This window comes from Nostoc sp. (genome assembly GCF_036916655.1).
Lineage (GTDB): Bacteria > Cyanobacteriota > Cyanobacteriia > Cyanobacteriales > Nostocaceae > Nostoc.
Genome location: NZ_JBALFY010000107.1, coordinates 15,864 through 39,025 on the forward strand (window position 1 = coordinate 15,864; position 23,162 = coordinate 39,025).

Consider the following 23,162-nt stretch of genomic DNA (forward strand, 5'->3'; position numbering starts at 1 on the left):
AGATTTAGCAGTATGGTTAGTAATCTTGTGAATATTCCCGGATACAAGGTAAGTGAAGAACTCTACAATGGTTCCAGAACTCTAGTTTATCGAGGGTATCGAGAAACCGACTCATTACCTGTAGTCATTAAAATACTGAAAAATCCTTATCCGAGTTTCAGTGAACTCTTGTCGTTTCGCAATCAGTACACCATTGCTAAAAATCTCAACTCACCGCTAATCGTCCAAACCTATAGCCTGGAAGCATACCAGAATGGCTATGCCTTGGTGATGGAAGATTTTGGCGGGATTTCTCTCAAGGATTGGGGAGTGGGGAGTAGGGAGTGGGGAGTGGGGAGAAGCGTAGAATCTCTGATGGAGTTTTTAGAAATAGCGATCGCACTGTGCAATACCTTAGATATATTATATCGAGAACGGATTATTCATAAAGATATCAAACCCGCCAATATTTTAATCAATCCCGAAACCAAACAAGTTAAATTAATTGACTTTAGTATTGCATCCCTACTACCACGGGAAACTCAAACATTGATGAATCCCAATGTGTTAGAAGGGACACTTAGTTATATTTCTCCTGAACAAACAGGCAGAATGAATCGGGGAATTGACTACCGTACTGACTTCTATTCATTGGGTGTGACTTTTTACGAGTTATTGACCGGATTTTTACCGTTTCAATCAAACGACCCGATGGAATTGGTACATTGTCATTTAGCAAAGATACCACCATCTTTTCGGGAAGTCAAAGGTGAAGAGATTCCGCAAATCTTGTCAGATATCGTGATGAAATTGATGGCAAAAAATGCCGAAGATAGATATCAAAGTGCATTGGGACTGAAGTTTGATTTAGAAAAATGTTTACATCAGCTACAAGTTGATGGTAAGATTAAAGGCTTTGAAATTGGACAACGGGATGTGTGCGATCGCTTCATCATCCCCGACAAACTTTATGGACGAGAAACCGAAGTATCAACCCTACTGCAAGCATTTGAAAGAGTTAGCCTTGGTGCTACAGAAATGATGCTGGTAGCTGGTTTTTCGGGTATTGGTAAAACCGTTGTTGTTAACGAAATTCATAAACCAATTGTCAAACAACGCGGTTATTTTATTAAAGGTAAATATGACCAATATCAACGGAATATTCCCTTCAGTGCATTTGTGCAAGCATTCCGAGATTTAATGGGGCAATTATTAACAGAAAACAATGTTAAAATTCAACAGTTTAAAAATAATATTTTAGCGGCTCTAGGTGATAATGGACAAGTAATTATTGAAGTCATCCCCGAATTAGAAAAAATCATTGGTCAACAACCCCCCGCTACAGAATTATCAGGCAGTGCGGCACAAAATCGCTTTAATTTATTATTCCAGAAATTTACTCAAGTCTTTACTAGTGACAAACATCCATTAGTAATATTTTTAGATGATTTGCAATGGGCTGATTCGGCATCGTTAATGTTAATGCAGTTATTAATGGCTGATACTAAGCATCTGTTCTTAATTGGTGCTTATCGTCATAACGAAGTTAATCCAGCACATCCATTAATCTTGACTTTAAATGATATCCAAAAAACAGCAGCTACAATTAATACGATTACTTTAGCACCACTTAGTCAAGGGCAAATAAATCAATTAGTTGCTGAGACACTTAAGTGTACAGAAAACTTGGCACTACCTCTTTCTCAATTGGTATTGCAGAAAACTCAAGGTAATCCATTTTTCGCTATCCAGTTTCTCAAGGCATTGCATCACGAGAATCTCATTCAATTTAACTTTGAGTCCGGGTGTTGGCAGTGTGATATTGCCCAAATTAATGAACAATCGATTACAGATGATATTGTTGCCTTTATGGGTTTGCAATTACGAAAATTATCGTCATCTACTCAAAATATCTTGCAGTTAGCAGCTTGTATTGGCAATCAGTTTGATTTGGTAACTTTAGCTATTGTTGCCGAACAACTTGAAACCGAGACATCTGCTGATTTATGGCAAGCTTTACAAGAAGGGTTGGTTTTACCAATTAGCGATTTGTATAAACTTTATCAAGGGGAAAATAATGAGAAATTAGCTAGTAAAAATGAAAGTAACAATAAACAATTAGCTAAATATAGATTTTCGCACGATCGAGTACAACAAGCTGCCTATTCTCTGATTTCCGAAAACCAAAAACAACTGACGCACCTCAAAATTGGACAAAGGTTACTTAATGCCACACCCGAACAGGAGCGAGACGAAAAACTGTTTGAAATTGTTAACCAGTTGAATCAGGGAGTCGGATTAATTAGTACTCAAACTGAGCGTTACGAACTAGTAATGCTCAATTTTGCGGCTGGACAAAAGGCAAAATCTTCAACTGCTTATGTAGCCGCTATGCAATATTTAAATCAAGGCATTGAATTGCTAACTAGAGAAAGTTGGCAACATTGTTATAAAATAACTTTAGCGTTACATGAGTTAGCTGCCGAAGTTGCTTGTCTAAGCGGTGATTTTGAGTTAATGGAGCAACTTGTGGATGATGTGTTGCACAATGCTCAAAACTTACTAAACACTATTAAAGTCTATGAAGTAAAAATTCTGGCCTATGTGGCGCAGAGCAAACAACCCGAAGCTATTAAAATCGCCCTCTCAGTTCTGGAATTATTTGGAATTGTGTTTCCAACCCAGCCTAGCCCAGCAGAGATTAATCAAAGTTTACAAGAAACTCAGTTACTCTTGAACGAAAAGCAGTTAGAAGAATTGCTGAAATTGCCTGAAATGACCGATCCTGAAGCCCTAGCAGTCATCCGAATTCTGGCAGTAGTGACAGCAGCAGTCTATCAAGCTGTTCCGCCTCTATTGCCAATGATAGTGTGTAAACAGGTTTGCCTATCGATTCAACAAGGCAATGCGTCTGTATCGACACTGGCTTACGCTTGGTATGGCGTGATTCTTTGTATTACAGGAGAAATTGAGTTAGGAAATCAGGCAGGTCAATTAGCATTGGATCTCCTTGCAAAATCGCGGAGTCAGGAATTTAAAGCTAGCACGATTAACATGGTGTATCCATTTGTGAAACCGTGGAAATATCCCATTCAAACATCTCTTGTTCCTCTGCTGGAAGGATATCAGAGTGGTTTGGAAATGGGTGCTTTAGAATATGCAGCTTACTGTGCTTATAATTACTGTTCTCTATCCTTTTTCTTAGGCAAAGAACTAACTGTTTTAGAAAAAGAAATGGCAGCTTATAGTCAAGCATTAGCTCAACTGAAGCAGGAAGTTGCTTACAATTATCTGAATATTTTCTATCAATCTACTTTGAATTTAGGGTCAACTTCAGTTAGTCAAAATCATCTACCTTGGCAATTTCAAGGCGTGGTTTACAATGAAGCCAAAATGCTACCTTTGCACCAAACGGCTAACGATCTTTACGCCATTGGTACGCTGTACGTCAATAAATTGATTCTTTGCCATCTGTTCCAAGAATGGGGTGAAGCTATTGTAGTGGCAGACTATGCTCAACAATATTTAGATGGGGTAGCTGGCTGTATCATGGTAGCAATTTTTCATTTTTATGATTCATTAACCCAGCTAGCTATCTTACCTGATACTTGTGAAGAAGAACAAGAAAGATTGCAGCAGCGAGTCCTTGTTAATCAGCAAAAACTGAAACAATGGACATCTCACGCTCCCATGAACTTCCAGCATAAATATTATTTAGTCGAAGCCGAAAAATATCGCGTTTACGGACAGAAAACAGAGGCAATGGAACTTTATGATCTTGCTATTCAACTGGCTCAAAAAAACCAATATCTCCAAGAAGAAGCCCTCGCTAACGAACTCGCCGCCAAATTCTATCTCGACTGGGGTAGAGAAAAAGTCGCCCAAACATATATCCAGGAAGCATACTATTGCTATGCCCGTTGGGGTGCAAAAGCCAAAATAGAAGACTTAGAAAAGCGCTATCCTCAACTACTACAAACAATTCTGCAACAGCGACAAATTAATTTCAATCCTCTCGAAACTATCGCTTTTTCTGGCACTTCGTCATCTCATCGCGCTTCTACTACTAACACCAGTATTTCTAATGCCCTAGATTTTACCTCAATTCTCAAAGCCGCTCAAACTATCTCCAGTTCTCTAGAATTAGATCAACTCATTGCCAGCTTAACTAGCATTATCCTAGAAAACTCCGGTGCGAAAAAAGCTGTGTTAATTCTTCCCCAAGATGATATTTGGCAAGTTAGGGCAATTACCTTTATCAATCATGAGAAAATACAAACCATTCTGGAATCTCAATTACTCGATGATTGTCAAGATATTCCCGTAAAAGTAATTAATTACGTTAAAAATACTCAAAAAACAGTTGTTATAGACAATTGCAAAACAGATATTATTGGGTTGATTGGGGAATACATGCAGCGAACACAACCCCAGAGTGTATTATGTACCCCGATTATCAATCAAGGGCGTTTGGTAGGGATTATTTATCTAGAAAATCAACTGACTCAAGGGGTATTTACTAGCGATCGCCTTTCTGCGATCAATTTCCTTTGCACTCAAGCGGCGATCGCTTTGGAAAATGCCCAGTTATATAATCACCTCCAAGAGCGAGACAAGTTCCTCAGTAGTATTTACGAAGGTGTGGGCTGTCTGATCTTTGTGACTGATATTCGGGATAATGGTAGGTATGAGTACACCGGATGGAGTAAATCGTGCGAACTAACGGTTGGTATACCTGCTTCGGAAGTGCTGGGTAAAAGTCCGCAAGAAGTAATGGCTCCTGATGAAAGTGCAGCAGTCGAGCAAAAATATCTGCATTGTTTCCAAACTGGAATACCCATCACTTATGAAGAATGTCTAACATTTAATGACGAGAAAATTTGGTTCTTAACCACACTCAGTCCCTTAAAAGATGAGACGGGAAAAGTTTATCGCGTAGTGGGGACAACTATTAATATTACGGATCGCAAACAAGCTGAAAAAGCAGTAATAGAAAAATCTCAAGCACTCGGAATAGTCTTAGAAGATTTACAACAAGCGCAATTACAAATTGTTCAAAGTGAGAAAATGTCTGCACTGGGTAATTTAGTGGCTGGCGTCGCCCATGAAATGAACAATCCTTTAGGTTTTATTGCTGCGAGTCTCAAACAAGTTAAACCGACTATTGCTGATGTTGTTGAACACTTGAAACTTTATCAACAAAGTCTACCCAATCCGAGTACTGAAATTATTGATCATGCAGAAGAAATTGACTTAACTTATAGTTTAGAAGATTTACCCAAGTCAATTGATTCAATGGTAATGGCGTGCGATCGCCTCAAAAATATCAGCACTAGTTTAAGAACTTTCTCCCGTGCAGATAAAGATTATAAAGTGCCATTCAACATTCATGAAGGTATTGATAGTACGATTTTAATTCTCAAGCATCGCCTCAAACCAAATGAACAACGCCCAGCAATTGAAGTGATAACGGAATATGGTAGTTTACCTAAAGTTGAATGTTTTCCTGGGCAATTAAATCAAGTATTTATGAATATTTTCGCCAATGCTATTGATGCTTTAGATGAGTCAAATACTGGGCGGACTTTTGCAGAGATTAAAGAAAATCCTCACCAGATTACAATCAAAACTTCCTTGAAAGATCATCAGGTTGAGATAAAAATTGCTGATAACGCTAATGGTATGAATGAAGAAGTCAAAAACAAGATATTTGACCATTTATTTACTACGAAATCTGTGGGCAAAGGGACGGGGTTGGGGTTGGCGATCGCTCGGCAAATTATCGTAGAAAAACACAGCGGTTCGATACAATGCAATTCATCCCCAGGACAAGGTACAGAGTTTGTAATTGCTATTCCAGTGCGGCAATGAAGATTGCTGGGTGGAGAAGAATTCAGAATTCAGGAGTCAGAATTCAGGAGTCAGAATCAAGACGCTCTCTACGAGACGCTGCGCGTAGCTTGTTTCTCTGTAAGAGTACGCGGACTCGCTCTAAGCGAAGCCATGCCGTTGGCGCAGCCTCTCCAAGAGTTGGCTTTATGCTATCCGCCAGTCATACAGAATTCAGAATGAATTCTGACTCCTGAATTCTGTTCGATAAATCGCCGTCTCTACAATAATCAGTCTTTAGTAGAGCCGGCGATTCATGGCGTCTTTGCAATCTAGAATTTTCATCAAAAAACCTTAACCAAACCGTATTGGAAGTACACCCGTAGAATCTACGTGGAATAAATCTTTGGTAAATCTAAAATCTAAAATCTAAAATCCAAAATTGTTTGACTATTGACTAATCGCTAAACAATCGGTTTCTGCCCACCAGGCATAAATAGGTGTATCGCGGTCTGGTAAAACGCCCAAAGTATTCGGTTGCAACACATGAATCCTAATGCTATTTGTTAATTCCACAACATAATTAACGTGTGTACCCAAATACATAACGTTGATCAGCCGTCCTTCAAAGCAGTTAGCTGGCAAGTTTGGTGGATAAAGCGAAAGCTGTATTTTTTCTGGACGCACACTCACGACTACAGCTTGTGATAATTCAGTTGGTGTATCTTCAGTGCGGCTAATGACAATTGAGAGTCCTGTTTTTGTGGAAATTTGCACATTGGTGGAGTCTACCGAGACAATTTCGCCACTGAATAAATTAGTATCGCCAATAAAATCAGCCACAAAAGACGTGCAGGGACGTTCGTAAATTTGGCTGGGAGTACCAACTTGTTCAATTTTGCCCTGATTCATCACAGCAATGCGATCGCTCAAAGATAATGCTTCTTCTTGGTCGTGTGTCACCATCACAAAGGTCAATCCCAAGTCTTTGTGTAAATTTGATAACTCAACCTGCATTTCTTTACGTAGTTTTAAATCTAACGCCCCCAAAGGTTCATCTAACAATACAACGGTGGGACGGTTGACTAAAGCCCTGGCTAAAGCAACTCGCTGCTGTTGACCCCCAGAAAGTTGATTGGGAAAGCGCGATCGCAAACTTTCCATTTTCACGAGTTTTAAAGCTTCTTGGACTCTAGATTCAATTTTCGATTTGGGTATTTTTTTTAACCGCAGTCCAAAAGCGATGTTATTCCAGACATTTAGGTGGTTAAATAAAGCGTAACTTTGAAATACAGTATTGACGGGTCGGCGGTAAGGCGGCACATTAGTCATAGACTGACCCTGAATCAGCACCTTACCAGCGTCAGCGATTTCAAATCCAGCAATTAAGCGCAGTGTTGTTGTTTTACCACAACCGGAGGGGCCTAAAATACTAAAAAATTCTCCTTGTCTAACATCCAAGTCGATTCCATTTACTGCTGGTTCTTGGTTAAAAAACTTGAAGACGTTACGCAGTTCAACATCAAGTGGCTGAAAACTTGTTATCCCCCTCTGATTCTGCATGACAATTTGAGCCATAATCTTCAGTAGAATGCCGTGATTTACGTTATTTTGTCACTTTATGTAGTCTATTGGGCAGACTAGATTTGACACCTTGGTTCATTGTATCCGCCAAAAACTATTGTTTAAGAATATACTCGCCAGATTATTTCATCTTCAGTATCAAAGTATCAGCTTAATTGTATATACTCGTGCTAATACTTATATATTCTTTGATGAAGCTATTGAAGGAGGCAGGAGGCTCAGTTGGAGCATATCCAATATTGTGGGGTGGGCATCTTGCCCGCCCTATCGACTAGGCGGGCAAGATGCCCACCCCACAAGAGTTAATTGAATATTTTTTTATTTGGAAGTCCCTAAGCATTAAAACTGCATATTAACAATTTCTAAAAGGCTCGCTAAAATTGCGTTTATTCATTTTGAATTTTGAATTTTGTAATTGATACTTATGTCTTTATTCCCTTCACTTGGCAGCAAAAAGGATACCCGTACAGTTGGACGTGGTTTCCAATCAATATTTTTAATCCTATTTACCCTATTAATGACGGCTGGGATTGGGGCGCGTTTGGCATATTTGCAAATTGTTGAAGGGCCAAAACTCCGGGAAAGAGCCGAAGCGAACCGAATTCGGATGATTTCCAAACAACCAGAACGGGGCAATATTTTTGACCGGAATGGCAAACTTTTAGCCAGTACTCGCTATCCTAGCTCTGTATATTTGTGGCCGATGGCACATACTAAACCTTCCTGGTCTGTAGTCGGCCCGCGTTTAGCGCAAATTCTCAACATTCCGCAAGATGAGATGGAAAAGAAATTAGAACAAGCAGGTGCTAATTCTTCTTCACTCATTCGGGTTGCCCGCGATCTAAATGAAGCAGAAATCACGGCATTAAAGGAGTATAAGAATGAACTCCCGGAAGTGGAAATTAATACAGACTCGGTACGTTATTATCCCCACGGCAAGGAATTGGCGCATGTACTAGGTTATACGCGAGAGTTGACCGCCGATCAGTTAAAGGACAAAAAGGAGCAAGGCTACCGACTGGGAGATGTAATCGGTCAGATGGGCATAGAAAAAGCTTATGAGAAAGCTCTCCGGGGCGAATGGGGCGGTCAGCAGGTGGAAGTAGATGGTGCTGGTAGACCAATCCGGGTTATTGGCGAGAAACAGGCAAAAGCTGGTAACGATTTGCACCTAACTATAGATTTAGATGTACAAAAGGCAGCCGAAAAAGCTTTGGGAAATCAACGAGGTGCGATCGCCGCAATTGATCCGAAGAATGGTGCGATTTTAGCAATGGTATCTTACCCCACCTTTGACCCAAATATCTTCTCCAAACAAAAACTCTCCCAGAAAGATTGGGAAAGCTTGCAAGGTAAAGATCATCCTTTAGTAAATCGTGCCCTGAGTGCCTTTCCTCCCGCCAGTACGTTCAAAATTGTGACTACCACAGCTGGATTGGAATCAGGTGAATTTTCTCCAGACTCAATATTACAGACCTTTGGTTCTCTGACTGTTGGTGGAGTGACATTTGGTGAGTGGAACCACGCCGGATTCGGGCCATTGGGATTTCCCAGAGCGATCGCGATGAGTAGTGATACTTTCTTCTATCAAGTTGGTAGAAAAGTCGGTGGCCCAACTTTAATCGAATGGAGTCGCAAATACGGGTTTGGTCAAAAAACTGGCATTGAATTTCCCAACGAAGAATCAAAAGGTTTGGTTCCAGATGAAATCTGGAAGCAGAAAGTTTTGAAGACACCTTGGACTGTTGGGGACACGATTAATATGTCAATTGGTCAAGGTGCTTTGCAAGTGACACCCCTACAATCAGCAATTATGTTTGCTGTTCCTGCCAATGGTGGGTATCGAGTTAAGCCGCATTTGCTCAAAGATAATGAAGAAGCAAAAAGCTGGCGAGAATCCTTAAATATGAAATCGGAAACCATCAAAGTTCTCCGCGACGGACTGCGGAGGGTGGTAAGTGAGGGTACTGGTAAGAGCTTAAATGTACCCACAATTCCCCCGGCATCTGGAAAGAGTGGCACTGCTGAAGCCGGCGTTGGTCGCCCAAATCATACTTGGTTTGGTGCTTATGCCCCCAGTAATAAGCCGGAAATTGTAGTTGTGGCTTTTGGGGAAAACTCCGGGGAACATGGTGGTACTATTTGTGGCCCAATGGTTTTACAAGTGCTGGAAGCTTATTTTCAGCATAAATATCCAGGTAAGTATCAAAAAACTCAGTCTGAAGGAGCAGACGCGAAAACTCAGAGTTCAGGACATGGTACTGGAGATTAGGAGGCAGGAGGTTGGAAATCGTGATTGACGACTATATTCGAGCCGCAATGACTCAAAATCAGATTCCGGGACTTTCTGTTGCGGTGGTGCAGTCAGGTGAACCTGTTTTAGTTAAGGGCTATGGATTGGCAAATATTGAACACTCTGTTCGAGCTACTGAACATACAGTTTATGAAATTGCCTCTGTGGGTAAAACTTTCACCGCTACAGCCATAGTCCTATCTAAAATCTAAAATCTAAAATTTAAAATCGAGTAACTCCTATGGCGAAATCTTAGCGGGTTTCAAATTTCTGGCTTTGTAGAACATTTCTAAGCTATTGCGATCGCCTACAAAACGCCAGTGCCAAGGCTCATAACTCACACCTTGAATATTATCTTTGGGAAAAGACATTTCAAAGCTGAAACGCGCGGCATTTGCTTGCATCCACCGATAAGCCTTGGTATTGTCAAAGTTCGTTTGGAGATTAGTTGCTGGCACTGCTCCGTCTCCAATATCCACAGCATAACCTGTGTGATGTTCGCTATGACCAGGAGGAGCGCTGAGGGCAGCTCGTTCTGCTGGCGTTTGATTTCGTTGGGCACCGACACCAAAAAACAACTGCTCCTGATCTTTGACTGAGCGAAAACCAGAAATTGGTACTATAATTACCCCTGCACTCCGCGCTGCTGCTACCATCTCCTCAAATTTTTGGGCAGCAGCTTTTCGCATTCTAATGCCCCTATTTGCGGAGATGGTTACTAGTTCTGACTCAGGCGCTTCTGGGTAGGGAAAATGCCCTAACACAGTATCGCTGGAATTATTAGATGCTATTGGGGTTGGAGTTGTAGGAGCAGAAGTCGCTGGTAAAGCTTGAGAATCGGCGGTTTTTTTGGGTGCAGTGACAAAAAACAAAAAACCGCTAATTAAAGCCAGCAGGATAAATCCTGTTACTCCTCCAATCAGCACAATTCGGGGTTGCAACCAAATTTTCGGTGTTGCATCAGGGGTATCGCGTACTGCCACTGGAATATCATCACCAAGGTCATTTGATGAGTTTTGCGGTTTTCCAGAAAACCCTGCCTTATTCAAAGGTAAACTCCTGTTTTTGTGGGATAACCATAACAGATTTTGCACTGGACAAAAGTAGACGTAACAGGTAGCATTTTACATCTGTGGTTTTTAGGCGCAATCTTGACAAACCTTTTAGAACTATACGTCAAGCTGGGAGGATTAGTCCTGGTAGGTTTTATTCTGGGACGCAAACTACCTGTGACAGTTCCTACACGTTTGGGACAGTTCCTATTTTGGGTGGGAGTACCCATAAGCATAGTATCCTTTTTACGTCAATCTAGCTTGTCAGGGCAAGTTTGGATTGCACCTGCCTTCGCTTACCTAGCCATTTTACTCGGAGCATTTTTAGCTTGGTTAGGGATTAAAGGACAAGCATATTTTAAAAATACTGTCCCTCCAGCACCAACTCAGGCTAGCTTGATATTAGCCGCAATGTTGGGTAATACAGGTTATCTTGGTTTTCCCATTACCTTAGCAATGGTAGGCAAGGAATACTTTGCTTGGGCGCTATTTTACGATTTGTTAGGTTCCTTCCCCGGAACTTATGCCTTCGGTGTTTTATTAGCAGCGCGTTTTGGCGGTGGTGCCCAGAATCATTGGCAGATTGTTAGGGCTATCTTAATTAATCCTGCCCTGTGGGGTTTCGGATTTGGCTTGCTGTTTCGACAGGTGACAATTCCCACTGTCGCGGAATTCTGGTTAGAGAAATTTGGTTGGAGTAGTGTAGCTTTATCTTTGATGTTAATTGGAATGCGACTGGCGCTGCTCAAATCTTGGCGTAGCCTACCACAAGCAGGGATGAGCTTGGGAATCAAAATGCTGTTAGTTCCCTTGATATTGGGCAGTTTTTTACCACTATTTGGGTTAACTGGGCCGATCGCAAAGATCATCGTGCTACAAATGGCCATGCCTCCAGCTTTCGCTACACTGGTAATTGCTGAGACATTCAATCTCGATCGCGATTTGGCAGTTACAGCCTTAGCTGCTGGGGCTATAGGATTGCTGGTTACTCTCCCAGTTTGGCTGTGGCTATTTTAATGTGGGATTTATGCACTGTGAGGCGATCGCTTCTTGTAGTTTAGTGAATAAATTAGTCATTAGATAACTAGTTTGAAGCATTCATTATGCATCCTGTACTGGATGTTGCCCGTAATATGGCAAAGCCTCTGACCAATTAGGAAATTTACCCTCTTGCCAATCGAGATTGGCCAATTCCAAAATACTTGTCACCGTCGCTGCTAACCCAGATTGGGCTTGAATCAACTGATAATTAGTGTGCCAATTCGCTAAAGTTTCCTGCCATGCTTCTGGTGTTAACACTCTATCTGATAAACACACTCTTAGTTGAGAAAAATCGGATTCAAACTCATAAATACCAGCAAAAATTTGACCTCGTTGTGCTGACATTTCCACAGCAATAGTTTTTGAATTTGGACTTTTGCCTACTTCTGACCAAGCTACCGCAGCCAAAGTTGAAATCGCAAATACAGGAATATCTAATTGTTGCCCTAAAGTTCGAGCAGTAACAACACCAATCCGAGTGCCTGTAAAACCACCAGGGCCTTTTGCAACTGCAATAAAGGACAAATCTGCCCAAGTTTGCGGTTTGACAAATTCAATCAAATATTGATGCAATAAGCTAGATAAATCACGCCCCAAATTCCAAACTTGGGAGCGAGTTTCACCAGCAAAATCACTAATTGCCAAACCTAATTCCGGTGTGGTGGTGTGTAGTGCTAAGGCGTATTTTTTTATTACAAGGTCTTCTAGTTTCGTTGTCAAAGTTAGTTAAAATATCTATTATTATAAAGTTAACGTGATTTATTCAAGCATATAGCATAGCGGTTCTTAAGTGAACTCGCTTATTTACCTTGAGAGTAGGAACTTCTGTGACGCGTTAAATGGGCATCAAAAAGTTCATCTCAGCAATGGTTACAGCGATCGCGTTCCTTCTACGGTTGGATTTGCGATACCATACATTCACCCTCCGAAGGATATTGAATCGAGATGTTTCCAAATTAGCAGACTCTTAAGTATGTCTGCGGCATGAATCTGGAAGAATAAGTAACTAAAACAGTACGATTGTTCTACTATAAACTAATTAAAGATAGTATTATTAAGGACTGTTTCATAAGAAACTCCTTCTTCGCCGCCCAATATGTCAGACAAACAGCTAGCAGCATCCTTGAATGGCCATCTTCCCAACCCCAGCCACAACAGCCAGAATACCATTCGGATTCGGGGTGCTAGGCAGCATAATCTGAAAAATATTGACTTGGAATTGCCACGCGATCGCCTAATCGTCTTCACTGGCGTTTCTGGCTCTGGTAAGTCTTCCCTAGCCTTTGATACGATTTTCGCTGAAGGGCAACGTCGTTATGTAGAATCCCTCAGCGCCTACGCCCGGCAATTTCTCGGACAACTGGATAAGCCGGATGTAGAAGCCATTGAAGGTTTAAGCCCAGCAATTTCCATTGACCAAAAATCAACGTCTCATAACCCGCGTTCCACTGTGGGTACGGTGACAGAGATTTACGACTATTTGCGGCTGTTATTTGGTCGGGCTGGCGAACCCCATTGTCCGATATGCGATCGCTGTATTGCACCCCAGACAATCGATGAGATGTGCGATCGCATCATGGAATTACCAGATCGCACCCGTTTTCAAATTCTTGCACCCGTTGTCCGGGGTAAGAAGGGCACACACCGTAAGCTTTTGTCAAGTCTGGCATCTCAAGGTTTTGTCCGCGTGCGGATCAATGGCGAGATCCGCGAACTGTCAGATTCCATTGAATTGGATAAAAATTTTACCCACACCATAGAAGTGGTAATTGACCGCTTGGTGAAAAAGGCTGATATCCAAGAGCGTTTGGTTGATTCTCTGTCTACGTGTCTCAAGCAATCGGGTGGGATTGCAGCCATTCTGGTGAGTGTGCTTGGTGACGACGGCCAAGAAAAAGAAGAAGAATTAGTATTTTCGGAAAACTTTGCTTGTCCAGAACATGGGGCAGTGATGGAGGAATTATCGCCGCGATTGTTCTCCTTTAACTCACCTTATGGTGCTTGTCCGCACTGTCACGGAATTGGGACTTTAAGGAGATTTGCGCCTGATTTAATCGTACCTGACTGGGAAGCGCCAGTTTATGCTGCGATCGCGCCTTGGTCAGAAAAAGATAATTCTTATTATCTGGAATTACTCTATAGTGTGGGACAGATATATGGATTTGAGTTACAGACAAATTGGGGCAAGCTGACAGAAGAACAGCAGCAAATTCTTCTCTATGGCGAGAAAGATGAACGAGCCGCAGAGGCAAAAAGAAAGCAGAGTTTTAAAGGTGCTATTCCAATTTTGCAACGGCAGTATGAGGGCGGTTCGGAATTAGTTAAACAAAAATTAGAGCAGTATTTAATCGACCAACCGTGTGAAGTTTGTAAAGGAAAACGGTTAAAACCGGAAGCCTTGGCGGTGAAATTGGGACAATATGGAATTTTAGAATTGACTACCGTATCAATTCGGGATTGTCGAGAGAGAATTGAGCAATTTAAGTTGAGCGATCGCCAGTTACAAATTGCTGATTTAGTATTGAGAGAAATCAAAGCTAGATTGCAATTTTTGTTAGATGTCGGTTTGGATTACCTCACCCTCGATCGTCCCGCCATGACCCTTTCCGGTGGCGAAGCGCAGCGAATTCGTCTAGCAACGCAAATTGGTTCTGGATTAACGGGAGTTCTCTACGTTTTAGATGAACCGAGTATTGGTTTGCACCAACGAGATAATGGCAGATTGCTCAAAACCTTAACTAAATTGCGCGATTTGGGTAATACATTAATTGTTGTTGAACACGATGAAGAAACAATTCGTGCAGCTAATTACATAGTTGATATTGGCCCTGGTGCAGGAATTCACGGCGGAAATATTATCGCCCAAGGTGATTTTCAGGCGTTATTAGCAGCAGAAGATTCTTTGACGGGTGCATATTTATCAGGAAGACGAGTAATTACCACACCAGCAGAACGCCGAGAAGGAAATGGGCGCAGTTTGGGAATTAAAAATGCCCATCGCAACAATTTACAAAATATAGATGTAGACATTCCATTAGGTAAACTCGTCTCCATCACCGGTGTGTCTGGTTCTGGCAAATCTACCCTGATTAACGAATTACTGTACCCATCTCTGCAACATCATTTAACTAAGAAAGTTCCCTTACCGAGACATTTGGATAAAATTCAGGGATTAAACGCGATTGATAAAGCGATCGTGATCGATCAATCCCCAATTGGACGTACACCACGTTCTAACCCTGCAACTTACACAGGAATTTTCGATGCGATTCGAGATGTATTTTCTCAAACAGTCGAAGCCAAAGCTAGGGGTTACAAACCTGGACAATTTTCTTTCAACGTTAAAGGTGGACGTTGCGAAGCTTGTAGCGGACAGGGTGTGAATGTGATTGAAATGAACTTTCTCCCGGATGTTTACGTGCAATGCGAAATTTGTAAGGGTGCAAGATACAACCGCGAAACTTTGCAAGTGAAGTATAAAGATAAGTCGATCTCTGATGTACTGAGAATGACAGTTGAGGAAAGTTTAGACTTTTTCCAGAATATACCCAAAGCGATCGCGCGTTTGCAAACTTTATTTGATGTCGGCTTGGGTTACGTCCAACTCGGACAACCTGCAACTACCTTATCAGGTGGTGAAGCGCAACGGGTAAAATTAGCAACAGAACTATCTCGACGCGCCACCGGGAAGACACTTTATTTAATCGATGAACCGACAACAGGGTTATCTTTTTACGATGTCCACAAGTTGTTAGATGTGTTGCAACGATTGGTAGATAAAGGCAATTCAATATTAGTAATTGAACACAACTTAGATGTAATTCGTTGTTCTGACTGGGTGATAGATTTAGGGCCAGAAGGTGGCGACAAAGGCGGAGAATTGATTGCTGTGGGTACACCGGAGGAAGTTGCAAAAAATCCCAGGTCTTATACTGGGCAATATTTAAAGCAGGTTTTGAAGCAGTATCCGGCTACGAAATCTTAGTCTTTTGCAAGTAGGGTTGATTATATAACAATACACTTAGGTTAAGGGCTACTGGCAACAATTTTGGGTTTTCAAGACGCGATAAATCGCCGTCTCTACAAGTATTTTGTTGCTCATTCTGAACTGTATTGTATTATATAAAACTAAACATCCAATCTAAACAATGAGGTAATACCAACAACAAAGCATCTTCTTCAGGAGTCAGATTGGAACGAGAAAGCAGTTCTTCTACAGTTTCTAAGAACTTCTCGTTTTCCTCTTCTGTCTTGATAATCCGAGTTTGATGTTGAGATAGCAATTGGCTGTAAATATCTGAGTTAAAAGTAAGGGTCATTTTTTCAGTAATCTTTGCAATGCCAAATTACCAAGATTTTTATCCTACCAGATTATAGCTACCCCAGATAAAGGCATTCTAGTGTCTCTACTAATTAGGGGTAAACCCAAATATTTAGCCGTGGCTGCAATAATTCTGTCAGGCATATCAGGAACACTATCTCGTGGTATTGTTGCCAATGTTGTAACAACTTCATCTGTAAGATTTGCTAGCTTATCATTCTTTTAGTTAAGAGTAAGAGGTTATTTAAACTAAATTTAACAACCTATTTCAATCTTAATTGTTCTTCATCTAAAGAATGAATACCTAACACTTAATTAGCCATGTCTCCTCTTTGCCAAAACTGCCGTAAAATCTCACCTGGTTTTCTATCCCAGGTGTCGATATGCTCGTATATCAAGTTATATTGGTTGAGTTTATACGTTGAATACCCATTAAAAAGTAAACGTGCTTTCCAAGGAACGCGCAACACTCCCCGCACTGTCCACTTTGCTAAAATCGTGTCTTCGGCTAACTGATAAACCTCATGTACATCAAAGTAAATTTGGGTAAAAAATAGCCGAGCGTGAAATCGCAAAGTCCAAAATATAATGCGATAGTTAAATTTGTATTTGAATGTATTTACTGGGTCTTTAAAGTAAATATCCTGTGTATAAATTTCATAATAAATATCTTTTTCAAAAAGTGTTGGTAAATCATTTTTTAAAGTTTTAATTACCTGTTCCACCGATAATTGAGATTCCACGCGCATTTTCCCTTAAAAAATCTTTTTTAACAACCGTTGCCAAATTGAAGATGTACTCTTATTAATCACGCTACCCGCACTCAAATCTAACAGAGTGGGAAATGATGCAGATTTAGCATAAGGGCCATTTCGCAAAACTTTAGCTAGGGTATTATTATTTTCGCGCAAACCCTCGTAAAAAAAGAATACCTCTCCTTGAATACCAAGTTGGCGATTGTATTCAATTGCCTGCACCAGATATTCTGGACTAATAGAATAACTGCCAAGTTTCATCAATATTCCCGGCGCTAACTTGGGCAGTGTCGCATCTGTGAACTGCTGGTCTACCAGTTTATCAGCGATCGCACAATAACTCCTAAAGTCACGGCGATAAATCTGCGGCTGAATCATATCAACTATTCCCCGCTTCAGCCATGCGGGCGAGTCTTGCAGATATTCCTGGAATGCCCAATCATGGATATTAGGTGCGATCGCTACTAATAAATTAGGATTCACCGCTTTCACCTCCCGGTAGAGACGCGCCAAAAACTCAGTGAGAATATCTGCACGCCACTGTAACCATTGCCTATCCTTAGGATTCTGTGGCGGATTGCGATCAAATTCCTGGCGATAGTGATTGATAGTTACCTCATCATACCCACCTTCAGAGGGTAATGCCGGGAAGCGATCATCACCTTGAACACCATCCACATCATAATTATTTACAACTTCCAGTACCAAATTCAATAAAAATTCCTGTACCTGAAGATCGAGGGCATTCAACCACTCAAAGCCGTTTTTCTTCAGTAAATTGCCGTTATAATCACGCGCCGCCCATTCCGGTTTTTTCTGTAAAAGTACACCACCATTCAAATTGTAGGAACTAGCAAAACCGTATTCAAACCAAGGAATAACTTTCAACCCAACTCGCCGCGCCTCAACCACTACTTCTTCTAAGGGGTCGCGACCTACAGATAAAGGGTCAATTTCAACTCCAAAAGTCTGCCCCATTATTTGACTAGGATACAAAGTTACTGCCTTGTTCCAAACAACGGGAAACACCACATTAAATCCTGTCTCGGCCAAGAAATCCATTGCCTCAGCAATGCGTTCCTTCGATCTGAGAACTTTACTATCAGTAGTGGTCAGCCAGATACCACGGGTTTCTATTATTGCCATTTCTATAAATTCAAATTCTCGCTACTGCACCATCTAAACATGGACAGCGAGTTGAGGCTCCTAATTTCCATATCATCAATAAGAGAACTCCACAGAATGATTGATCCAAAAGCTGTCATTGCGAGTGAAACGGAGTGTAGCAAAGCAATCCCAAGATTTTGCGGTTGCTTCATTTCGCTTCGCTTCATACCCTTCGGGAACGCCAGGGGCGAACGCAATGACATTTTTGTGGAGGTCTCTAATGCTTTCAGCTTTAACTGAACCGTATTGTCCAATATTGTGGGGTGGGCATCTTGCCCGCACACTTGATATGGCGGGCGAGACGCCCACCCCACAAGAGTTAATTGCGTATTTTTTTATTTTGAAGTCCCTTAACTAACCTTTTTGAATCACTGCTTGATAACGACCTAGCGCAATTAAAGGAAAGTATTGTTGATACAGATGATACTTGAGATAAAAATGGCAAGGGAAACCCGTACCTGTAAAGTCTGCCTCAAACCAAGTACCATCAGGCTTTTGAATTGCTACTAGATAGCTAATTCCCCGCTCAATCACCTCAAGAGCTAATTTACCAGTGGCTTCACCTGCTGCTATCAACCCTATTATTGCCCAAGCAGTTTGAGATGCAGTACTATTTCCTTTTCCTTTGAGACTAGGATCGTCGTAGCTGCGGCAAGTCTCACCCCAACCCCCATCTGGGTTTTGACAGCCAACTAACCAACCGGCTCCCCGTTCTATACTGAGTTTATGCCTTTGAGGATCGATTAACGCCAAGGCTGATAAAACGCCACTAGTACCGTAGATATAATTTACACCCCAACGACCAAACCAACAGCCTTCTGTTTCTTGTTCGTGCAGAAGATAAATTAGCGATCGCTCTAAATTATCACTATCAATTGACAAATCACAAGCACCGAGCATTTCTAGCACTCTAGCCGTAACATCTGCGGTGTTTGGATCGATCATGGCTTTTAAGTCGCCATAAGGAATCGAGTTGAGCCAATCTTGATCGTTATCCAAATCAAAAGCAGCCCATCCACCCGGTTTACATTGCATAGATGCAATCCAGTTTAAGGCCCGAGCGATCGCAGCTTGCTTAATTTTCTCATTCGGGAGTTTCGCTAAATGTAGCGCCATCACCACTACAGCCGAGTCGTCTACATCGGGATAAAAGCGATTGTCAAACTCAAACGCCCAAGCCCCCGGTTTTCCTTGGCGATTTTTGACAGCCCAATCTCCATAATCTAAAATTTGTTTTTGCAGCAACCATTCTCCAGCTTTGACTACAGCCGGATGATCTGGTGCAAAGCCAGATTCTACTAAAGCACGCATCACCCAAGCTGTATCCCAAACAGGTGAAACACAAGGCTGTACCCGATAGCTATTGTCTGTTTCAATGGCAAAGTTATCAATTGCTTGCAAACCTCGTTCCACAATAGGATCGTTTCGGTCATAATCCAGACACCGCAAAGCCAGCATTGAATTCAGCATCGCCGGAATAATTCCGCCCCAGTCACCTGTAGCCTCTTGGCGCTCTAAAATCCATTTTTCGGCGGCTTTGATGCCTTCTTGGCGAAAGGGTACTAAATTAAGGCTTTCTGCCAACTTGAAACCCCGATCGAGGGTGAGAAATAAATCTGTCCAATCGCCACTTTCAGGTAATCCCCACCGGACTCGATCGACACCTTCAGCGTATAGCTCATCTAGGTTGAAAGTTGGGTCGATGAGAAAAACAGGTTTGCGATCGCATACAATCAGCAATGGTACTGTACTGGAACGTGCCCAGCTAGACATCTCGTAGATATTGACAGGGAAAGCTTTTGGCAACAGCATCACCCAAGCTGGTAGCGAGGGAATACCACGCCAGTTGTAGCAGCCAATCAAGGCTAAGTGTAACTTGGTAAAAATCCGAGTTTTGCTGATTCCACCCCGTTGAAGAATAAAAGTTTTCGCCCGAAGCATCGCCGGATCGGTTGCTGGTACACCTAGAAGTCTTAACGCCATGTAAGCTTCAACCGAGGTGCTGAGTTCTCCACCATCACCGTAGAAAAGTTCCCAGCCGCCGTGCTGCCGTTGCTCTTGACGCAAATATGCTGCAACTTTGTGTAAAGCTCTGGTTTGGTCTGTTCCCCAAATTTTATGCAGGAGAACGACTTCAGCAGTTATGGTGACATTAGATTCTAACTCTGCCCACCAGTAACCTGCCGGATTTTGAATCGAAAGCAGATATTCTTGGCTAGCTGCGATCGCTGTTGCGACTTGATTGACTTTTACCCTGTCTTGTGTTTGCATCAAATCCTATTTAACCTCAACACCCAAAACTAGTTTTGAATCCGGCAATCCGATAAAAATTTTTCCTATATCAGTAGACATAGTATTGTGTCTGAGTCACTGAAAATTTGCAATAGGTCATTCTTTTTTTGAATTTTGAATTGGAGCGAAGCGACAGTCATGGATGTAATTGTATTAGGATTGATGCTGTTATCCTTGACAATTTGGTTAGGATTAGTATGTTTTTGGGGACAATTTTGGCGGACAGACCAGCAATTAGAGGTTACAGAAACTCAGCTACAATCGTTACCTGTGGTTTGTGCCATCGTTCCGGCGCGTAACGAAGCTGAGTTAATACCAACTAGTTTGCGATCGCTCCTACTCCAAGATTATCCTGGTTCTTTCAACGTATTTTTGGTAGACGATCGCAGCACAGACCGGACAGCAAATTTTGCCGAAGGGGTTGCACACGCTGTCGGTAAACCCCAACAACTGCATATTATCTCAGGTGAATCACTGCCTCCCGGTTGGTCGGGCAAACTTTGGGCAGTTGAGCAAGGTATAAAGAGCGCGAGTAAACTTACACCTGACTATTTTTTGCTGACCGACGCAGATATCGAACACGATCCTGGTAATCTCCGCCGACTCGTTGCGAAAGCTGTACAGGAAGATTTAGATATGGTTTCGGTAATGGTACGACTCAGGTGTGAAAGCTTTTGGGAAAAACTTTTGATTCCAGCCTTCGTCTTTTTCTTCCAAAAACTCTATCCTTTTCGCTGGGTGAATAATCCCAACAATCCCACAGCCGCCGCCGCCGGGGGATCTATTCTGATCGCCCGTGAAGCTTTAGAACGAATCGGCGGTATTCAAGTCATTCGCCAAGCTTTAATAGACGATTGCGCCCTAGCTCAGGCTGTTAAGAGAGGAACTAGGGAAGAGTTTTCCCAATCCCCAGTACCCAATACCCAGTACCCAATCCCCATTGGACGTATCTGGCTGGGGTTGAGTAGCTTGACTCGCAGTTTGCGTCCCTATGATTCCCTGGCGACGATTTGGGATATGGTTGCTCGTACTGCCTATACCCAACTAAATTATTCGCCATTACTACTATTGGGAACTTTAGTAGGAATGCCTCTGATTTATTTAGCTCCACCTATATGTGTGATTCTGGGTGCAATTTGGAGCAATTGGGCGATCGCACTTACAGGTTTATTCGGATGGCTGTTAATGACTTTCGCTTACTATCCGACGATCCGCTTTTATAAATGTTCTCCCTGGTTTGCGTTGAGTTTACCTGCGATCGCTTTTCTTTATACTTTGATGACTCTAGACTCAGCATTACGTCACTGGCAAGGGCGCGGCGGCGCTTGGAAAGGAAGAGTTTATCCCAACCCATATAATTTGTAGTTGTGATATAATTTAATTTCCAAATTAATAATGCTAATCTAAAATAAAAGCAAGCCTAAAGTGGTTGATTAAAAGAGTTATGACAACCGCAACACCAACAATTAATCCTGTTATTGTCCCCAAAAAGCTACCTTTTCTGGAATCTATTTGTTGGCAGACCGCCGATGTATATCGGTTCACTTCAGAAGAAATGCTGAGTCGCTACGAGCGTGGTTGGCAATATCACAACCTATTTAATAATCTTGAGGGTGAAGAACTCAATTTCCTTAAGCAACTCGCTAGACGCTATAAATCCCGGTTGCAAGTTTCTTTATGACCTTCAGGTTAGAACACCATAATCAAATTCTCACAGTTCTTGAATGCTTAGATTCTGACATACTTAGGAAGGGTTCTGCTTACTTCGGTGGTGGAACCCTTCTTGCATTTGAGTTTGAAGAATATCGCTGGAGTAAGGACGTTGATTTTATCGCTTCTGTTGGTACAGAAGGGTACAAATATTTACGTACAGTGGTATTTGATGGTGGGCATGAAGCATTATTTAGTGATTTAAGTAAAATCCAAATTGGACGTAGTACAACTGACCAATATGGAATTCGGATGATCGTTTTTGTGGATGATGTGCCGATTAAAACGGAAATTATTGCCGAAACTCGTTTTCAACTAGATCCACCAAGATATCCAAAGTGGTCACTTGTTCCCTGCTTAAGCTTTAATGACTGCTTTACCTCTAAGCTGCTGTCAAATTCTGACCGTTACGCCGATGACAGCGTTGAGGCAAGAGATTTAATTGATTTAGCAGTTCTCAGACTGCGATCGCCAATCCCTCAAGTATCAATTGATAAGGCTGAAAAGGCTTATCACGTTATGCGCCCTTTGAAAAGAGCGTAGGCGTAGCCCGTCGTAGACATCGCACTCTTTCAAGAAAGACCAGATTACAGAGAGAAATGCTTTCTGAGTCTGCAAGTCGATCAAGCTCAGATACCCAAAATTATCGATGGTATTGATTTACTCTCTACAGATTTAGGTTTATCTCAGACTCCAAGGACTTTTCGAGAACAACATGATATCTTTGCTGATTTAGAAACACAAATTGAAAAACGAGCAGATTCTTAAACAGCCTATGCCCCTAAACCCTTGAAGCTGTTTGTTTAGTACTAACAGGGCTAACAGGCAATGGTTGAGCGGCTTTCAATACTGCATCCAGCAACCCTGGAAACAACATCTCTAAATCTTCACGCCGTAGTATGTTAATATGATGTGTCCCTTCTTTGCGTGTCAAGACTATCCCCGACTCCCGCAAAATCTTGAAGTGGTTGGACATAGTAGACTTAGCGATCGCAAAATCAAACCTCGCACAGCATTGTTCCCCCTCAGTCGCCAGCAGCCGCACAATCTCTAGCCGCACCGGATCGCCCAATGCATACAATACGCCTGGTAAAGAAATATTTTTTCTATCTGGATGATAAAGAAATCTCATAGTTGCA

Annotated in this window: 16 protein-coding genes and 1 pseudogene; 8 read left to right on the top strand and 9 right to left on the bottom strand. The window is 41.9% G+C overall.

Annotation, left to right across the window (positions count from 1 at the left end; genetic code table 11):
• The first annotated feature begins 12 nt into the window (after window positions 1-12).
• Complete coding sequence (locus tag V7L31_RS29170) at window positions 13-5,850, top strand: AAA family ATPase (protein ID WP_334699457.1); 5,838 nt, start codon at window positions 13-15, stop codon at window positions 5,848-5,850.
• Window positions 5,851-6,258: 408 nt separating this feature from the next.
• Here V7L31_RS29170 and V7L31_RS29175 read toward each other — a convergent pair whose 3' ends face one another.
• Entirely contained in the window at window positions 6,259-7,386 is a 1,128-nt protein-coding gene (locus V7L31_RS29175) for an ABC transporter ATP-binding protein (RefSeq protein WP_334699458.1), read from the bottom strand.
• 430 nt (window positions 7,387-7,816) lie between these two features.
• Between V7L31_RS29175 and mrdA the strand changes: the two genes are divergently transcribed.
• Window positions 7,817-9,664, top strand: coding sequence for a penicillin-binding protein 2 (gene mrdA, locus V7L31_RS29180; protein WP_334699459.1), 1,848 nt, complete (start codon window positions 7,817-7,819; stop codon window positions 9,662-9,664).
• Between the two features lie 20 nt (window positions 9,665-9,684).
• Window positions 9,685-9,897: a serine hydrolase domain-containing protein gene (locus V7L31_RS29185; protein ID WP_334699460.1), complete on the top strand. Its 213-nt coding sequence runs from the start codon at window positions 9,685-9,687 to the stop codon at window positions 9,895-9,897.
• 27 nt (window positions 9,898-9,924) lie between these two features.
• Here V7L31_RS29185 and V7L31_RS29190 read toward each other — a convergent pair whose 3' ends face one another.
• Window positions 9,925-10,734 (bottom strand): M15 family metallopeptidase, encoded by an 810-nt coding sequence (locus tag V7L31_RS29190; protein WP_334699461.1) that lies wholly within the window; start codon window positions 10,732-10,734, stop codon window positions 9,925-9,927.
• A 102-nt stretch (window positions 10,735-10,836) separates the two neighbouring features.
• On the opposite strand from V7L31_RS29190, the gene V7L31_RS29195 reads away from it, so the two are divergent.
• Window positions 10,837-11,754, top strand: a complete 918-nt coding sequence (locus tag V7L31_RS29195; RefSeq protein WP_334699514.1) for an AEC family transporter — start codon at window positions 10,837-10,839, stop codon at window positions 11,752-11,754.
• An 84-nt stretch (window positions 11,755-11,838) separates the two neighbouring features.
• Here the strand turns inward: V7L31_RS29195 and tsaB are convergent, their stop codons facing one another.
• A complete protein-coding gene (tsaB, locus tag V7L31_RS29200) occupies window positions 11,839-12,498 on the bottom strand; it encodes a tRNA (adenosine(37)-N6)-threonylcarbamoyltransferase complex dimerization subunit type 1 TsaB (RefSeq protein ID WP_334699462.1) in 660 nt (219 codons plus the stop codon).
• A 376-nt stretch (window positions 12,499-12,874) separates the two neighbouring features.
• Here tsaB and uvrA point away from each other — a divergent pair, with 376 nt between their 5' ends.
• Window positions 12,875-15,763, top strand: a complete 2,889-nt coding sequence (gene uvrA / locus V7L31_RS29205) for an excinuclease ABC subunit UvrA (RefSeq protein WP_334699463.1) — start codon at window positions 12,875-12,877, stop codon at window positions 15,761-15,763.
• Window positions 15,764-15,896: 133 nt separating this feature from the next.
• Here the strand turns inward: uvrA and V7L31_RS29210 are convergent, their stop codons facing one another.
• From V7L31_RS29210 to shc, 5 genes and pseudogenes are all read right to left on the bottom strand, one after another.
• Complete coding sequence (locus V7L31_RS29210) at window positions 15,897-16,097, bottom strand: hypothetical protein (RefSeq protein ID WP_334699464.1); 201 nt, start codon at window positions 16,095-16,097, stop codon at window positions 15,897-15,899.
• A 44-nt stretch (window positions 16,098-16,141) separates the two neighbouring features.
• Window positions 16,142-16,297 (bottom strand): annotated as a pseudogene (locus V7L31_RS29215) (PIN domain-containing protein); the annotation flags it as partial.
• A 113-nt stretch (window positions 16,298-16,410) separates the two neighbouring features.
• Window positions 16,411-16,842, bottom strand: coding sequence for a DUF2358 domain-containing protein (locus V7L31_RS29220; protein ID WP_334699465.1), 432 nt, complete (start codon window positions 16,840-16,842; stop codon window positions 16,411-16,413).
• A gap of 12 nt (window positions 16,843-16,854) precedes the next feature.
• On the bottom strand, window positions 16,855-18,000 hold the full coding sequence (locus V7L31_RS29225; protein ID WP_334699466.1) for a glycoside hydrolase family 10 protein: 1,146 nt from the start codon (window positions 17,998-18,000) through the stop codon (window positions 16,855-16,857).
• A gap of 375 nt (window positions 18,001-18,375) precedes the next feature.
• The gene (gene shc / locus V7L31_RS29230; protein WP_334699467.1) at window positions 18,376-20,292 is read right to left on the bottom strand and encodes a squalene--hopene cyclase; all 1,917 of its coding nucleotides are present in this window, start codon (window positions 20,290-20,292) and stop codon (window positions 18,376-18,378) included.
• Window positions 20,293-20,451: 159 nt separating this feature from the next.
• On the opposite strand from shc, the gene V7L31_RS29235 reads away from it, so the two are divergent.
• The 3 genes from V7L31_RS29235 to V7L31_RS29245 all read left to right on the top strand — a co-directional run bounded on the left by V7L31_RS29235 (window position 20,452) and on the right by V7L31_RS29245 (window position 22,566).
• A complete protein-coding gene (locus V7L31_RS29235; protein ID WP_334699468.1) occupies window positions 20,452-21,678 on the top strand; it encodes a glycosyltransferase in 1,227 nt (408 codons plus the stop codon).
• A gap of 79 nt (window positions 21,679-21,757) precedes the next feature.
• Entirely contained in the window at window positions 21,758-21,994 is a 237-nt protein-coding gene (locus V7L31_RS29240; protein ID WP_334699469.1) for a hypothetical protein, read from the top strand.
• Window positions 21,991-22,566 (top strand): nucleotidyl transferase AbiEii/AbiGii toxin family protein, encoded by a 576-nt coding sequence (locus V7L31_RS29245; protein ID WP_334699470.1) that lies wholly within the window; start codon window positions 21,991-21,993, stop codon window positions 22,564-22,566. The genes V7L31_RS29240 and V7L31_RS29245 overlap by 4 nt, the downstream gene beginning before the upstream one ends.
• 238 nt (window positions 22,567-22,804) lie before the next feature.
• On the opposite strand, the gene V7L31_RS29250 is transcribed toward V7L31_RS29245, so the two are convergent.
• Window positions 22,805-23,155, bottom strand: coding sequence for an ArsR/SmtB family transcription factor (locus tag V7L31_RS29250; RefSeq protein WP_334699471.1), 351 nt, complete (start codon window positions 23,153-23,155; stop codon window positions 22,805-22,807).
• Window positions 23,156-23,162 lie beyond the last annotated feature (7 nt).

What these genes read in the sequence shown, in the direction of transcription:
- V7L31_RS29210 (WP_334699464.1), bottom strand. Translation starts at nt 16,097, where the DNA reads ATGACCCTTACTTTTAACTCAGATATTTACAGCCAATTGCTATCTCAA.
- V7L31_RS29250 (WP_334699471.1), bottom strand. Translation starts at nt 23,155, where the DNA reads ATGAGATTTCTTTATCATCCAGATAGAAAAAATATTTCTTTACCAGGC.
- V7L31_RS29240 (WP_334699469.1), top strand. Translation starts at nt 21,758, where the DNA reads ATGACAACCGCAACACCAACAATTAATCCTGTTATTGTCCCCAAAAAG.
- uvrA (WP_334699463.1), top strand. Translation starts at nt 12,875, where the DNA reads ATGTCAGACAAACAGCTAGCAGCATCCTTGAATGGCCATCTTCCCAAC.
- mrdA (WP_334699459.1), top strand. Translation starts at nt 7,817, where the DNA reads ATGTCTTTATTCCCTTCACTTGGCAGCAAAAAGGATACCCGTACAGTT.
- V7L31_RS29170 (WP_334699457.1), top strand. Translation starts at nt 13, where the DNA reads ATGGTTAGTAATCTTGTGAATATTCCCGGATACAAGGTAAGTGAAGAA.
- V7L31_RS29225 (WP_334699466.1), bottom strand. Translation starts at nt 18,000, where the DNA reads ATGGCAATAATAGAAACCCGTGGTATCTGGCTGACCACTACTGATAGT.
- shc (WP_334699467.1), bottom strand. Translation starts at nt 20,292, where the DNA reads ATGCAAACACAAGACAGGGTAAAAGTCAATCAAGTCGCAACAGCGATC.
- V7L31_RS29245 (WP_334699470.1), top strand. Translation starts at nt 21,991, where the DNA reads ATGACCTTCAGGTTAGAACACCATAATCAAATTCTCACAGTTCTTGAA.
- V7L31_RS29175 (WP_334699458.1), bottom strand. Translation starts at nt 7,386, where the DNA reads ATGGCTCAAATTGTCATGCAGAATCAGAGGGGGATAACAAGTTTTCAG.
- V7L31_RS29235 (WP_334699468.1), top strand. Translation starts at nt 20,452, where the DNA reads ATGGATGTAATTGTATTAGGATTGATGCTGTTATCCTTGACAATTTGG.